14 protein-coding genes are annotated in these 14,053 nt (G+C 53.2%); 7 read left to right on the forward strand and 7 right to left on the reverse strand.

Translation table 11 applies throughout. The annotated features are described in order from the left end of the window. The first annotated feature begins 33 nt into the window (after nucleotides 1-33). Complete coding sequence (gene rnd / locus AC0LWE_RS00835; protein ID WP_202693297.1) at nucleotides 34-1,161, forward strand: ribonuclease D; 1,128 nt, start codon at nucleotides 34-36, stop codon at nucleotides 1,159-1,161. Between the two features lie 174 nt (nucleotides 1,162-1,335). Here rnd and minE read toward each other — a convergent pair whose 3' ends face one another. From minE to minC, 3 genes are read right to left on the reverse strand one after another with little or no spacing between them, the layout of a single operon-like run. Beyond that, complete coding sequence (minE, locus tag AC0LWE_RS00840) at nucleotides 1,336-1,605, reverse strand: cell division topological specificity factor MinE (protein WP_010432714.1); 270 nt, start codon at nucleotides 1,603-1,605, stop codon at nucleotides 1,336-1,338. A gap of 3 nt (nucleotides 1,606-1,608) precedes the next feature. Then, the gene (gene minD, locus AC0LWE_RS00845; protein ID WP_012017755.1) at nucleotides 1,609-2,421 is read right to left on the reverse strand and encodes a septum site-determining protein MinD; all 813 of its coding nucleotides are present in this window, start codon (nucleotides 2,419-2,421) and stop codon (nucleotides 1,609-1,611) included. A gap of 22 nt (nucleotides 2,422-2,443) precedes the next feature. After that, nucleotides 2,444-3,151: a septum site-determining protein MinC gene (minC, locus tag AC0LWE_RS00850; protein WP_059179752.1), complete on the reverse strand. Its 708-nt coding sequence runs from the start codon at nucleotides 3,149-3,151 to the stop codon at nucleotides 2,444-2,446. A 124-nt stretch (nucleotides 3,152-3,275) separates the two neighbouring features. Between minC and AC0LWE_RS00855 the strand changes: the two genes are divergently transcribed. The 3 genes from AC0LWE_RS00855 (at nucleotide 3,276) to AC0LWE_RS00865 (ending at nucleotide 4,798) form a co-directional block, all read left to right on the forward strand. Further along, nucleotides 3,276-3,551, forward strand: a complete 276-nt coding sequence (locus AC0LWE_RS00855; RefSeq protein ID WP_059179810.1) for a YcgL domain-containing protein — start codon at nucleotides 3,276-3,278, stop codon at nucleotides 3,549-3,551. A 47-nt stretch (nucleotides 3,552-3,598) separates the two neighbouring features. Beyond that, nucleotides 3,599-4,258, forward strand: a complete 660-nt coding sequence (locus AC0LWE_RS00860; RefSeq protein ID WP_059179811.1) for a fumarylacetoacetate hydrolase family protein — start codon at nucleotides 3,599-3,601, stop codon at nucleotides 4,256-4,258. Between the two features lie 96 nt (nucleotides 4,259-4,354). Then, nucleotides 4,355-4,798, forward strand: coding sequence for a YcgN family cysteine cluster protein (locus tag AC0LWE_RS00865; RefSeq protein WP_202667827.1), 444 nt, complete (start codon nucleotides 4,355-4,357; stop codon nucleotides 4,796-4,798). Between the two features lie 19 nt (nucleotides 4,799-4,817). Here AC0LWE_RS00865 and dsbB read toward each other — a convergent pair whose 3' ends face one another. Further along, nucleotides 4,818-5,354: a disulfide bond formation protein DsbB gene (dsbB, locus tag AC0LWE_RS00870; RefSeq protein WP_059179754.1), complete on the reverse strand. Its 537-nt coding sequence runs from the start codon at nucleotides 5,352-5,354 to the stop codon at nucleotides 4,818-4,820. A 144-nt stretch (nucleotides 5,355-5,498) separates the two neighbouring features. Beyond that, nucleotides 5,499-7,037 carry a sodium/proton antiporter NhaB gene (gene nhaB, locus AC0LWE_RS00875; protein ID WP_219347655.1) on the reverse strand — a complete coding sequence of 513 codons (1,539 nt, stop codon included), beginning with the start codon at nucleotides 7,035-7,037 and terminating at the stop codon, nucleotides 5,499-5,501. Nucleotides 7,038-7,237: 200 nt separating this feature from the next. Between nhaB and fadR the strand changes: the two genes are divergently transcribed. Then, nucleotides 7,238-7,957: a fatty acid metabolism transcriptional regulator FadR gene (gene fadR, locus AC0LWE_RS00880; RefSeq protein ID WP_059179756.1), complete on the forward strand. Its 720-nt coding sequence runs from the start codon at nucleotides 7,238-7,240 to the stop codon at nucleotides 7,955-7,957. 54 nt (nucleotides 7,958-8,011) lie between these two features. Here the strand turns inward: fadR and AC0LWE_RS00885 are convergent, their stop codons facing one another. Continuing rightward, the gene (locus AC0LWE_RS00885; protein ID WP_012017747.1) at nucleotides 8,012-9,544 is read right to left on the reverse strand and encodes a SpoVR family protein; all 1,533 of its coding nucleotides are present in this window, start codon (nucleotides 9,542-9,544) and stop codon (nucleotides 8,012-8,014) included. Between the two features lie 321 nt (nucleotides 9,545-9,865). On the opposite strand from AC0LWE_RS00885, the gene AC0LWE_RS00890 reads away from it, so the two are divergent. Both AC0LWE_RS00890 and dadX read left to right on the forward strand, forming a co-directional pair. Next, entirely contained in the window at nucleotides 9,866-11,164 is a 1,299-nt protein-coding gene (locus AC0LWE_RS00890; RefSeq protein ID WP_059179757.1) for a D-amino acid dehydrogenase, read from the forward strand. 12 nt (nucleotides 11,165-11,176) lie between these two features. Next, nucleotides 11,177-12,247, forward strand: a complete 1,071-nt coding sequence (dadX, locus tag AC0LWE_RS00895; RefSeq protein WP_059179758.1) for a catabolic alanine racemase DadX — start codon at nucleotides 11,177-11,179, stop codon at nucleotides 12,245-12,247. Between the two features lie 71 nt (nucleotides 12,248-12,318). On the opposite strand, the gene AC0LWE_RS00900 is transcribed toward dadX, so the two are convergent. Then, the gene (locus AC0LWE_RS00900) at nucleotides 12,319-14,052 is read right to left on the reverse strand and encodes a potassium/proton antiporter (protein ID WP_059179759.1); all 1,734 of its coding nucleotides are present in this window, start codon (nucleotides 14,050-14,052) and stop codon (nucleotides 12,319-12,321) included. Nucleotide 14,053: the final 1 nt, after the last annotated feature.

The following is a 14,053-nucleotide window of genomic DNA, read 5'->3' on the forward strand; positions in this document are numbered from 1 at the left end:
TTTTTTATGGGCGCAAACCAAAGAGAAACCGTTTTGAATTACCAGATGATCACAACCAACGACGAACTGGCAACGCTGTGCGATGTCACCCGCGACTTTCCTGCCATCGCTCTGGATACCGAGTTTGTCCGCACGCGGACCTACTATCCGCAGTTAGGTTTGATCCAGATGTACGATGGCAAGAATGTGTCTCTCATCGATCCTCTCGGCATCACCGACTGGTCGCCGATGCGTGAACTGCTGCTTAATACTGCCATCACCAAATATCTGCACGCAGGCAGTGAAGATCTGGAAGTGTTTCTCAACACCTTTGGCATCATGCCGGAACCCTTGATCGATACGCAAATTTTGGCGGCATTCTCAGGCCGTCCGCTCTCCTGGGGCTTTGCTGCGATGGTAGAAGAGTACACTGGCATTGCGCTCGACAAGAGCGAGTCACGTACCGACTGGCTGGCGCGCCCACTGACAGAACGTCAGCTTGACTATGCGGCCGCCGACGTCTTCTATCTGTTGCCTATCGCCGGTCAGCTGATGAAAGAGGCCGAAGCCGCGGGCTGGCTTGATGCGGCGCTCAATGAGTGCCGAATGACGCAGCAGCGCCGTCAGGAAACGGTTGATCCCAAAGACGCCTGGCGTGATATCACCAATGCCTGGCAACTGCGTACGCGCCAGCTCGCCTGCCTGCAACTTCTGGCTGAGTGGCGTCTGCGTAAGGCGCGTGAGCGCGATTTGGCCGTGAATTTTGTGGTTCGTGAAGAGCACCTCTGGGCCGTGGCGCGCTATATGCCGGGCAGCATGGGTGAGCTGGACAGCATTGGCTTGTCCGGAAGCGAGATCCGATTCCACGGGAAAACCTTGCTGGCGTTGGTCGCGCAAGCGCAACAGCTGCCCGAAGATGAACTGCCTGAGCCGCTGTTAAATCTGATGGATATGCCTGGCTATCGCAAGGCGTTCAAAGACATCAAAGCGCTGGTGCTGGAAATAGGGACGGAAAACAAGGTGAGTCCTGAACTGCTGGCGTCACGTCGTCAGATTAACCAACTGCTGAACTGGCACTGGAAGCTCAAAACGCAAAATGGCCTGCCGGAAATGATGGCGGGCTGGCGGGGTGATTTGATGGCCGATCGACTGAAAGCGCTGCTGGAAGGCTATCCGCGCTAAGAAATGATAACCCCGGCACGCAAAACCGCGCCGGGGTTATATAACCGTCATACTGCAAATTACAGGTGTCGGCGGCGTTCATTCACCCGAATCACTGACTGCTGCCAGCGCCTCGGGAGCACTTCTCTTGCCGTCTTCCCGCAACGCAAATTATTGAGGTTATGCCTCACTCAACTAGGGACGCGACTCTTCTGCTTCTGGCAGCGTGACGTTCAGCTCCAGAATCGAAATATCTCCGTCCTTTTGCTCAAGCTGCACGGTGACCATCTCCGGATCGATCTGCACGTACTTACAAATCACTTCCAGGATATCTTTGCGCAGCTGCGGCAAATAGTGCGGCTCCGCATCGCTGCGGCGACGCTCCGCGACGATAATTTGCAGTCGCTCTTTTGCGATGTTAGCGGTGCTTTTTTTCCGCGAGAGAAAAAAGTCCAGTAATGCCATAACTTATCCTCCGAACAGGCGTTTGAGGAAACCTTTCTTCTCTTCTTCAATGAAGCGGAAAGGACGTTCTTCTCCCAACAGACGGTCAACGGTATCAGCGTATGCTTTACCCGCGTCTGCCATGATGTCGAGGATCACAGGCTCACCCTGGTTAGAGGCGCGCAACACGGATTGATCTTCCGGAATCACGCCAAGCAGTTTGATACGCAGGATCTCGAGTACGTCTTCCATGCTAAGCATGTCACCCTTATTGACACGACCCGGATTATAACGGGTCAGCAGCAGGTGTTCTTTAATAGGTTCCTGACCATTTTCCGCACGGCGGGATTTGGACGCCAGGATTCCCAGGATTCGGTCAGAGTCACGTACGGACGACACTTCAGGGTTGGTGGTGATGATCGCTTCATCAGCGAAGTAGAGCGCCATCAACGCACCGGTTTCGATACCTGCAGGGGAATCACAGACAACGAAATCGAATTCCATTTTCTTCAGTTCTTCGAGCACTTTTTCAACGCCTTCGCGAGTCAGGGCGTCTTTATCGCGCGTCTGAGAAGCAGGCAGGATAAAGAGATTCTCGGTGCGCTTATCTTTAATCATCGCCTGGTTTAACGTGGCATCGCCTTGAATGACGTTGACGAAGTCATACACGACGCGACGCTCGCAGCCCATAATCAAATCCAGATTACGCAGGCCGATATCGAAATCGATAACAACGGTTTTCTTTCCCTTCTGGGCCAAACCAGTAGCGATGGCCGCGCTGGAGGTGGTCTTGCCAACGCCTCCTTTACCCGAAGTCACAACAATAATGCGTGCCATAGAAATTCCTTGTTAAAAGGGATCAATTCAACGGTTGAACAGTCAAAGCGTTCTCTGCCAGTAACAGACGGGCCGCTTTGCCATAAAATTCAGCTGGGATTTTATCGCTCAGCCAATATTCACCTGCGATGGAAACCAGTTCCGCCGTCAGATGGGTACAAAAAATTTGCGCATCCCGATCGCCACTGGCTCCTGCCAGCGCGCGGCCTCTCATCATGCCGTAGACATGGATATTGCCATCGGCGATAAGCTCTGCGCCAGCGCTAACGTGGCTTGTCACAATCAGATCACAGTTTGGTGCATAAATGCGCTGACCGGAACGAACCGGCACATCAATCATTCGCGTTTTTGTGACAGGCGTTACAGTTTGCGTTTGCGGCGGGGGAGTTGGGGCTTCTTTTGGCGCAGAACGCGCCGTTTTTTCTTTCCCTTCATTCAGTAGGGGCAGACCCGCGCGCTCGATTTCATTTTTTAATCGGGCATCTTTACAGCCACTGATGCCCACAATCCGCAAACCGGTCGATGAAACCGCCTGCTGAAGATGCTGCCAGTTTACCGGCGCATCCAGACCACTGACGTTCACCACCACGGGGGCGTGTTTCAGAAAAGCAGGGGCCTCTGCGATTTTGTCTTCTAACGCCTGACGAATAACCTCGGGTTTTGCATCATGCAAATGAACCACTGATAAGGTGAAGCTACTGCCTTTAAGCTCGATGGGCGTGTTTGACATCCTGGCCTTACTCAATTTGCTGTTAATCGCAGCACATTCGCCGCGATATTCCGAAGAGTATCAGGCATGTTATAGTCACTGGTATATTGAGGCAAGCAACCACCCGTTAATTCAGAGTAAAAACATGTTTTGTGTGATCTATCGAAGTGCTAAACGCGACCAGACCTATCTTTATGTCGAAAAGAGAGACGATTTTTCCCGAGTGCCTGAAGAATTAATGAAAGGTTTCGGTACGCCGCAGCTGGCGATGCTGTTGCCGCTGGACGGGCGCAAACAGTTGGTTAACGCCGATCTGGAAAAAGTCAAAACGGCATTGAAAGATCAGGGCTATTATTTACAGCTTCCGCCACCGCCTGAGAATTTATTAAAACAGCATCTCGAAGGCGAAGGGAAAAAATAACGCCGGAGAAATCCGAGGGTGATATATCAACCGTTTAGGGGATGAGCATGTATCAGCATCATAACTGGCAAGGCGCATTACTGGATTATCCTGTGAGCAAAGTCGTTTGTGTTGGCAGTAATTATGCGAAGCACATTCAGGAAATGGGCAGTGCCGTGCCAGACGAGCCGGTTTTGTTTATCAAACCCGAAACCGCACTGTGTGATATTCGCCAGCCGCTGGCGTTGCCGCAGGGGCTGGGGTCGGTTCATCATGAAGTTGAGCTGGCTGTGCTGATTGGCGCAACGCTGCGCCAGGCCTCCGAAGCACATGTGCAGAAAGCGATTGCGGGATACGGCATTGCGCTGGATCTGACGCTTCGCGATGTGCAGGGCAAAATGAAGAAAGCCGGGCAACCGTGGGAAAAGGCCAAAGGGTTTGATAATTCTTGTCCGATTTCCGGTTTTATCCCGACGGCTGATTTTAAAGCCGATCCGCAGAATACGTCGCTCAGCTTGAAAGTGAACGGCGATATCCGCCAGCAGGGCAACACGGCCGATATGATCCATAAAATTCTGCCGCTCATTGCCTACATGAGCCGCTACTTCACCCTTAAACCGGGCGATGTCATTCTCACCGGCACCCCTGAAGGGGTCGGTCCGCTGAACAGCGGCGATGAACTTGACATCGAATTTAACGGCCAGTCCGTTAAAACCCGCGTGCTGTAAAATCCTTTTGCCGCCTTTAATCGGCGGCAAAACTTGCATCCACGTGCCAGACTCGTTATAAGGTGCGCTTTCTTTTGACGTGTGGACATCATCCTTATGAGCGAAATCCCTTTCTGGCAAAGCAAAACTCTCGACGAAATGACCGACGTGGAGTGGGAATCGCTGTGTGACGGCTGCGGACAATGCTGCCTGCATAAGTTGATGGATGAGGACTCCGACGAAATCTATTTTACTAACGTCGCGTGCAAGCAGTTGAATATCAAAACCTGCCAGTGCCGTAACTACGAGCGTCGTTTTGAGTATGAGCCTGATTGCATCAAGCTGACCCGCGATAATCTCCCGACGTTTGAATGGTTGCCGCACACCTGCGCCTATCGCCTGCTGGCCGAGGGGAAAGGGTTGCCGACCTGGCATCCGCTGCTCACCGGTTCAAAAGTGGCGATGCATGGCGAACGTATTTCTGTTCGACATATTGCGGTGAAAGAATCCGAAGTGCAGGACTGGGAAGACCATATTCTGAATCATCCCAATCGGGCATAAAAAAACCCGCCGAGGCGGGTTATTTCAAACGTCCAAACAAGTCTCGTTGTTTCGGCTTGAAAGGTTGGGCTATCAGCACCAGCAGCGCGATGACGAAGTAGGCAACAAAAATACCCACCAGCCACTGCGGCATCTCCAGCGTCAGGAATTCCCACTGACGTACCGAGCAATCACCTGAAGCAACAAATACCTGCGGCAGCCATTTGTCCAGCGGCAGCCAGCTCGGGAAGCGAGCGGCGAAGTCACAGGTCATGAACGGCGAAGGATGCAGCTGCATTGCAGTGTGCTGCCACGCAAGCTCAATGCCTTTCCAGGCACTGTATAACCAGATAGCGATCCCGGCATAGCGCAAAGGTGATTTCGGGGCAATTGCACCGACAAGCCCTGCACCCATAATGCCGAAAAGTGCACAACGTTCGTAAATACATAACACACAGGGTTTCAGCAACATCACATGCTGAAACCACAGCGCTACCATTTCCAGCGCAAAGGCGGTCAGGGCCATCAACAACCACGCTCCGCGACCGCGAGAGCACTGGTTCAAATATCGCAACATAATTATTTCCCTGGAACTTGCTTAGAAAGCGCAGTGTAAACCAAAACGTTTTATGCGCCACCTGCTCCTGGCAAAATAAAGCGTAATTGGATATTTATAATGCAGAAAGCCAAACCGGGCAGCGAACTGCCCGATTTCAGGGACTTAATGCGCGGCCAGTATACCTATTTGCATGAACCATTGCGTATAAGGAATGAGGGTAAATTTGACGCACAGCAAACCTACCAGCGTTAATATGAGCGTATAAGGCAGCGCCATCCACACCATTCTTCCGTAGGAGAGTCGAATGAGTGGCGCGAGGGCCGACGTTAACAGGAACAAAAAGGCCGCCTGACCGTTCGGTGTCGCGACAGAAGGCAGGTTAGTCCCCGTATTTATCGCCACCGCCAGCCGTTCAAATTGAGTGATATCAATCGCACCGCTTTCCAGTGCGGTTTTCGCTTCATTGATATACACCGAACCGACAAACACGTTATCCGAGATCGACGACAGCAGACCATTAAACAGATAAAACAGCGACAGCTGAGAATCTGGCGAAGCCTGCAACACAAAGTGAATAATGGGCGTGAACAACTGCTGATCGATGATCACCGCCACGATGGCAAAGAAGACGGCCAGCAGGGCGGTGAAGGGCAGCGCTTCGGTAAAGGCTTTGCCGATCGCGTGTTCATCGGTCACGCCCGTAAATGACGTCGCCAGAATAATGACCGACAGGCCAATCAATCCCACTTCTGCCAAATGAAACGCCAGGGCGAAGATCAGCCATGCACCGATAATCCCTTGTGCGATTAACGCCAGCTTTTCCTGACGAGTACGCTGGCGGCGGCTTTTCAGATCGAATTCCTGAAGCACATCGCGTACCGGACCAGGAAGCTGCGCGCCGTAACCGAAGGTTTTTGTCCTTTCAAGCAGGAAACAGGTGAGCATTCCGCAGATAAACACCGGCACGCTGACCGGCGCAACGCGCAAAAAGAACTCGGTGAAATTCCAGCCAGCCGCTTTCGCAATAATCAGGTTTTGCGGCTCACCGACCATCGTCATCACACCGCCCAACGCAGTCCCAACGCCTGCGTGCATCATCAGACTGCGTAAGAATGCGCGGAATTGTTCCAGAACGTCACGCTTGTTGACGTCGAGCTGGCTATCATCCTGAAGATCGTTATCGCTACTGGACGATGCGACGCGGTGGTAAATGCCGTAAAAGCCGACCGCAACGCTAATGACCACGGCTACCACGGTCAGGGCATCGAGGAATGCGGAGAGAAATGCAGCAGCCAGGCAGAACGAGAGAGAAAGCACCGTTTTGGAGCGAATACTCAGCAGCAGGCGGGTAAAGATGAAAAGCAATAACTGCTTCATGAAGTAAATCCCTGCCACCATAAACATCAGCAGCAAAAGTACTTCAAGGTTGGTTGCCAGTTCGTCTTTCACCCGCTCGGCACTGGTCATGCCGATAACAACCGCCTCAATCGCCAGCAGACCGCCCGGCAGCAACGGATAACATTTCAATGCCATCGCCAGCGTAAAGATAAACTCGGCAACCAGCAGCCATCCAGCCATAAATGGCTGAAAGATAAACACCAGTGGATTAATAATCAGAAATATAAGTAGCGTCAGTTTGTACCAGTCAGGTGACTGGCCTAAAAAATTGCGCCACAGGGCGCGCCCATAAGAAATTTCCACAACAGACTTCCTTCCCCGCCAAAGTTAAGCAAAACATTATTATACGCATAATCGAGGTGAATGCCCCCTTGCTGCCAGGGTAGGGTATTTGATAAAAATGAAACAGCGATCCCTTTTTCCCTCTTCGCTGCGCTACCTGCCTCCGTAAGCCTCTGGTATGATGAGTCCATTAGTTCAAGCTGTGTAATGGAAATCTCACTATGGTCATAAAGGCGCAAAGCCCGGCGGGTTTCGCTGAAGAGTACATCATTGAAAGCATCTGGAATAACCGTTTCGCGCCAGGAACGATTCTTCCCGCTGAACGCGAACTCTCTGAACTTATCGGCGTCACACGCACCACCTTACGCGAAGTGTTACAGCGTCTGGCCCGTGATGGCTGGTTGACCATTCAGCACGGCAAACCCACCAAAGTGAACAACTTCTGGGAAACGTCGGGTCTGAATATTCTTGAAACGCTCGCACGCCTCGATCATGAAAGCGTTCCTCAACTGATTGATAATCTGCTGTCAGTGCGCACCAACATCTCGACCATTTTTATTCGCACCGCTTTTCGTCAACATCCCGATAAGGCGCTGGAAGTGTTGGCAACGGCGAATGCCATTGAAGACCATGCCGATGCCTTTGCGACTCTCGACTACAACATTTTCCGTGGTCTTGCTTTTGCTTCCGGTAACCCCATCTACGGGCTGATCATTAACGGCATGAAAGGGCTGTATACCCGCATTGGTCGTCACTATTTTGCCAATCCGGAAGCCCGTAGCCTGGCGCTCGGTTTCTATCATAAGCTCAGCGAGCTCTGCGCCGAGGGGCTGCACGATCAGGTGTACGAAACGGTACGTCGTTACGGTCGTGATAGCGGCGAGATCTGGCACCGTATGCAGAAGAATCTGCCCGGCGATTTAGCGATTCACGGGCATTAACAGTAAAAAGCCTCTCGAATGAGAGGCTTTTTTTTCGCTTTTTAGTGAGCGTGTTTAAAGAGAGTTAGTACGCGCCGGGCAACGTTCTAATAATTCCACGCTACCATCTTCGTTTTGCTGTTCCATCATCACGTCAAAACCCCACAGACGATGAACATGCTTGAGCACCTCTTTGCGTCCTTTATCCAGCGGGGCACGGTTATGCGGAATATAGCGGAGCGTTAGGGAACGATCGCCACGCAGATCCACATTCCAGACCTGAATATTCGGCTCCAGATTGCTCAAGTTATACTGTGAGGACAGGCGCGAGCGGATCTCACGGTAACCCTCTTCATTGTGAATCGCTGAGATCTCAAGATAGTTGTTGTGATCGTCATCCAGCACCGTAAAGAAGCGGAAATCACGCATGATTTTCGGCGACATAAACTGGCTAATAAAGCTCTCGTCTTTAAAGTCGCGCATCGCAAAATGCAGCGTTTCCAGCCAGTCTGACCCGGCAATATCCGGGAACCAGTATTTATCCTCTTCCGTCGGCGACTGACAAATGCGTTTGATATCCTGGAACATCGCAAACCCGAGCGCATACGGGTTAATCCCGCTGTACCACGGACTGTTGTAAGGCGGCTGGAACACCACGTTGGTGTGACTGTGCAGGAACTCCAGCATAAAGCGCTCAGTCACTTTCCCTTCGTCGTACAGATGATTAAGAATGGTGTAGTGCCAGAACGTCGCCCACCCCTCATTCATCACCTGCGTCTGTTTCTGCGGATAGAAATACTGGCTCACCTTACGCACAATGCGCAAGATTTCGCGCTGCCAGGGTTCCAGCAGCGGCGCGTTTTTTTCCATAAAATAGAGAATGTTCTCCTGCGGCTCGGAAGGATAACGCCGCGCTTCGGCAACGGTTTTTTCTTCTTCGCGTTTCGGCAGGGTACGCCACAGCATATTCACCTGGCTTTGCAGATACTCTTCACGGCTTTTCTGCCGTGCTTTTTCTTCCTGCAGAGAGATTTTTTGCGGGCGTTTATAGCGATCGACACCGTAATTCATCAGCGCATGGCAGGAGTCGAGCAGTTTCTCCACTTCATCCACGCCGTAGCGCTCTTCGCACTCGGTAATGTATTTCCGCGCGAAAATCAGATAATCGACAATGGAGCTGGCGTCAGTCCAGCTGCGGAACAGATAGTTATTCTTGAAAAAAGAGTTATGCCCGTAACAGGCATGCGCCATCACCAGCGCTTGCATAGTGATGGTATTTTCTTCCATCAGATAGGCAATACACGGGTTTGAGTTGATAACAATTTCATACGCCAGCCCTTGCTGACCATGTTTGTAAAGCCGCTCGGTTTCAATAAATTTTTTGCCGAACGACCAGTGAGGATAGTTGATTGGCATCCCAACGCTGGAATAGGCGTCCATCATCTGTTCGGAAGTAATGACTTCAATCTGGTGGGGGTAGGTATCCAGACGATACAGTTTGGCCACCCGGTCAATCTCGGCCAGGTAAACATCGAGTAATTCAAAAGTCCAGTCGGGTCCATCGCTGAGACGTGTGCTGTCCTTGTTCATCGAATCAATGGTAGCCATTAGCGCGCCCTCGTTGTCGGTGCTCTCTCTGTCTGGAGAGCCTCCTTTCAAGCATAGAACAACGCTTTCAAAAACGTGCTGGCGCAGAAATGTTTTCTTTACGATTTCACGTTTCTAATCTGGTAGAAAACATGGCTTCCACAGAGCATTGTGCTGGCTAACGTTGAAGCGTAGCACGAGATCCCAGATTACCCCTCTCCCATTCTGTCAGGGAAGGTGTGAGGTAAGTCACCATAAAAAAGTCGTATGTTGAATAATATTTTCAACTAGGTTATCAATCTGTAATTAGATGATTATTCTTTTGCACATAATGGAGCAGCTATGCGTGTTGTCGTCCTGGGAAGTGGAGTTGTTGGCGTGACCAGCGCCTGGTATTTAAGTCAGGCTGGACATGAGGTGACCGTCATTGATCGTGAGCCGGGCTCCGCGCTTGAGACCAGTGCAGCGAATGCCGGGCAGATCTCTCCCGGTTACGCTGCGCCGTGGGCAGCACCTGGCGTTCCGTTAAAAGCCATTAAATGGATGTTCCAGCGTCATGCGCCGCTGGCGATCAGTCTTGATGGGACGCCGTCCCAGCTCAAGTGGATGTGGCAGATGCTACGCAACTGCGACACTCGCCATTACATGGAAAACAAAGGCCGTATGGTCCGTCTGGCGGAGTACAGCCGCGACTGTCTGAAAACCCTGCGTGCATCAACGGGAATTGAGTACGAAGGTCGTCAGGGGGGCACGCTGCAGTTGTTCCGCACCGCGCAGCAATACGAAAACGCCACGCGCGATATTGCCGTCCTTGAAGATGCCGGCGTGCCTTATCAACTCCTCGAAGCGAGCCAACTGGCACAGGTGGAACCGGCGCTGGCCGAAGTGGCGCACAAGCTGACCGGCGGGCTGCGTCTGCCAAATGACGAAACCGGTGACTGCCAGCTCTTCACCCAGCGTCTGGCGAAGATGTGCGAGCAGGCTGGCGTCACGTTTCGCTACAACACGCCCGTCGATAAGTTGCTGTCCGAAGGCGGAAAAATCTACGGCGTGAAATGTGGCGATGAAGTGATTAAAGCCGACAGTTACGTCATGGCGTTTGGCTCGTACTCCACTGCGATGCTGAAGGGATTGCTGGATATTCCGGTCTACCCCCTTAAGGGGTATTCGCTCACAATCCCGGTCAAAGAGGATAACGGCGCGCCAGTTTCAACTATCCTTGATGAAACTTACAAAATCGCCATTACCCGCTTTGATAACCGAATTCGCGTGGGCGGCATGGCTGAAATTGTTGGTTTTAATACGGAATTGCTGCAACCACGCCGCGAAACCCTGGAAATGGTGGTACGCGATCTCTTCCCACGAGGAGGGTTTGTCGAACAAGCCACTTTCTGGACCGGATTGCGTCCGATGACCCCGGACGGCACGCCTATTGTCGGGCGCACGCCGTTTAAGAACTTATGGACCAATACGGGCCACGGAACGCTGGGCTGGACGATGGCCTGCGGCTCAGGACAGTTGCTCAGTGATTTGATTTCGGGCCGTACGCCGGCGATTCCGTTCGATGATCTAAGCGCTGCGCGCTACCAGTCGGGTTTTACGCCATCCCGCCCACAGCATTTGCACGGCGCGCATAATTAACAAGGAGTCGTCATGTCCCGTCCTATTCTGGCTCAGCTGGATTTGCAGGCCCTGAAAAACAACCTGCAGATAGTCCGCCGTGCTGCGCCAGGCTCTCGCGTTTGGTCGGTCGTAAAAGCCAACGGCTACGGCCACGGAATTGAATCCATCTGGAGCGCGCTAAGTGCCACCGATGGTTTTGCTTTACTGAATCTGGAAGAGGCGATCCTGCTGCGTGAGCGTGGCTGGAAAGGTCCGATTCTGCTGCTGGAAGGCTTCTTTAATGCCGACGAACTGCCGCTGCTGGATAAGTATCGTCTGACCACCAGCGTGCACAGCAACTGGCAAATCAAGGCGCTGCAAAATGCGAAACTGCATTCGCCGCTCGATATCTACCTCAAAATGAACAGCGGCATGAATCGCCTGGGTTTCCAGCCCGAACGCGTTAATACGGTCTGGCAACAGCTGCGTGGAATCAAAAACGTCGGTGAAATGACGCTGATGGCGCATTTCGCTGACGCCGAAAAGCCCGACGGTATTACAGATGCCATGGCGCGGATTGAGCAGGCGGCAGAAGGACTGGACTGCGCGCGCTCACTGTCGAACTCCGCGGCGACGCTCTGGCATCCGGAAGCGCATTATCAATGGGTGCGGCCGGGAATTGTGCTGTATGGCGCGTCGCCGTCCGGTCAGTGGCAGGACATCGCCAACAGCGGGCTCAAACCGGTCATGACCTTGCGCAGCGAAATCATTGGCATCCAGACGCTGAAAGCGGGGGATACCGTGGGCTACGGCAGCCGCTACCGCTCAACGGGCGAGCAGCGCATCGGGATTGTGGCTGGGGGGTATGCTGACGGCTATCCACGCCTTGCGCCGACCGGTACGCCCGTGTGGATTGACGGCGTACGCACCGGCACCGTTGGCACGATTTCGATGGACATGATGGCGGTAGATTTGACGCCGTGCCCGCAGGCAGGCATCGGTTCACCGGTCGAACTGTGGGGCAACGAGGTGAAAGTCGATGACGTTGCCTCGGCGGCGGGCACGGTCGGATATGAACTGTTAACGGCTCTGGCCCCCCGCGTCCCTGTTGTAACGGTGTAACCACTCAAAAATTAAGGCAACCCTGGGGTTGCCTTTTTAGTCTGTTCTGATGGGAACGAGCCGAGGTGACGTTACTCAGGCTCATCCTCCAGAGGACGCACACCCACTTTGCGCACCGCATTGTCTTCTTTCTCTGCGACAGTCCAGATCATCCCGGCAAACTCAACCTGATCGCCCACGACGGGCGCTGCTCCCAGCAGTTGCTGCACGATCTCACCCAGCGTCTGCTGTTTATCGCGGTACTCAAGACCGTCTTCCAGCCCATAAATCAAGGCCACGTCGGCAAATTTCGCGCTGGCTTCCAGAATAAAATCGCCGAAGAAACGCTGATCCAGCGCCACCGGCGGCGACTGGCTGAACAGCTTGCCAAGCGCCGGAAGGTCGGTTTCCCGGCCAATTACGCAGAGAATATCACCCTCACGCAGACGGGTGCTGCCGGTCGGGTGCAGAAGGGCATTATCACGAAACAGCGCGGCGATGCGCGTTTCGGTGGGCATATGCAGATCGCGAAGCGACGCGCCCACGCACCATTTATCAGCACTCAGCTGGTAAACAAACTGCTCCCACGGATTTTCCGGATGAATATCCAACCCGACGCGTGAAACCGGCAAACCGACAGGCGGAACCACTACTTTTGCTTTTTTCGCCGCCCATCCCAGAGAAGTCCCCTGGAACAGCAGCGACACCAGGACCACGAAGAATGCGACGTTGAAGAACAGCCGCGCGTTATCCAGACCGGCCATCATCGGGAAAACGGCAAGGATGATCGGCACCGCGCCGCGCAAACCCACCCAACTGATGAAGATGCGTTCGCGCAGATTAAACCCACGGAACGGCAACAGTCCGGCAAAGACTGACAGCGGACGGGCAAAGAAAATCATCCACGCCGAAAGCAGCAGCGCCGGAATGGCAATTGGCAGCAGATCGGACGGCGTCACCAGCAGGCCCAGCACGAGGAACATACCGATTTGCGCCAGCCAGGCCAGACCGTCAAAGTTTTGCAAAATGGCGTGGCGGTTGCGAATTGGGCGGTTACCCAGCAGGAAGCCGCAGAGATAGACAGCCAGAATACCGCTGCCGTCCATGGCGGTCGTCAGGGCGAAAATGAGAATCCCGCCGCTCAGCGCGAGCAGAGGATACAGGCCAGCAGGCAGGGAAATACGGTTGATCATCTGCTGTAGCAGATAGCCGCCCGCTAAACCAATAATTATACCCAGCCCAAACTGCTGCAGAATATGCCAGGCGAACATCCAGCTCAGGCCGGTTTCATGCTGCTGAATCATCTCAATCAGCGTGATGGTGAGAAACACCGCCATCGGATCGTTGCTGCCCGATTCAATCTCCAGGGTCGAGCCAACACGTTCGTTCAGCCCTTTACCGCCCAGCAGGGAAAACACCGCCGCCGCGTCGGTAGAGCCAACGATCGCGCCAATCAGCAGCCCTTGCATAATATCAAGATGGAATAGCCAGGCGGCCATCATGCCGGTCAGGCCGGAGGTGATCAGCACGCCAACCGTCGCCAGCGAGAGCGCAGGACCGAGTGCCACGCGAAAGGAGCTGGCCTGCGTGCGCATCCCGCCATCCAGCAATATCACCGCCAGCGCGAAGTTACTCACCATATAGGCGAAGGGATAGTTATCGAAGGGAATACCGCCAATACCATCGATACCGGCAAGCATGCCGATGGCGAGGAAGATAACAAGTATAGGTATGCCGAGACGCGACGAAAATGAACTTAATAAAATACTGCAGGTTACGAGGACTGAACCCAAAATGAAAAGACTGATTATCGCTGCGGCATCCAAT

This window comes from Lelliottia sp. RD5 (genome assembly GCF_056032945.1).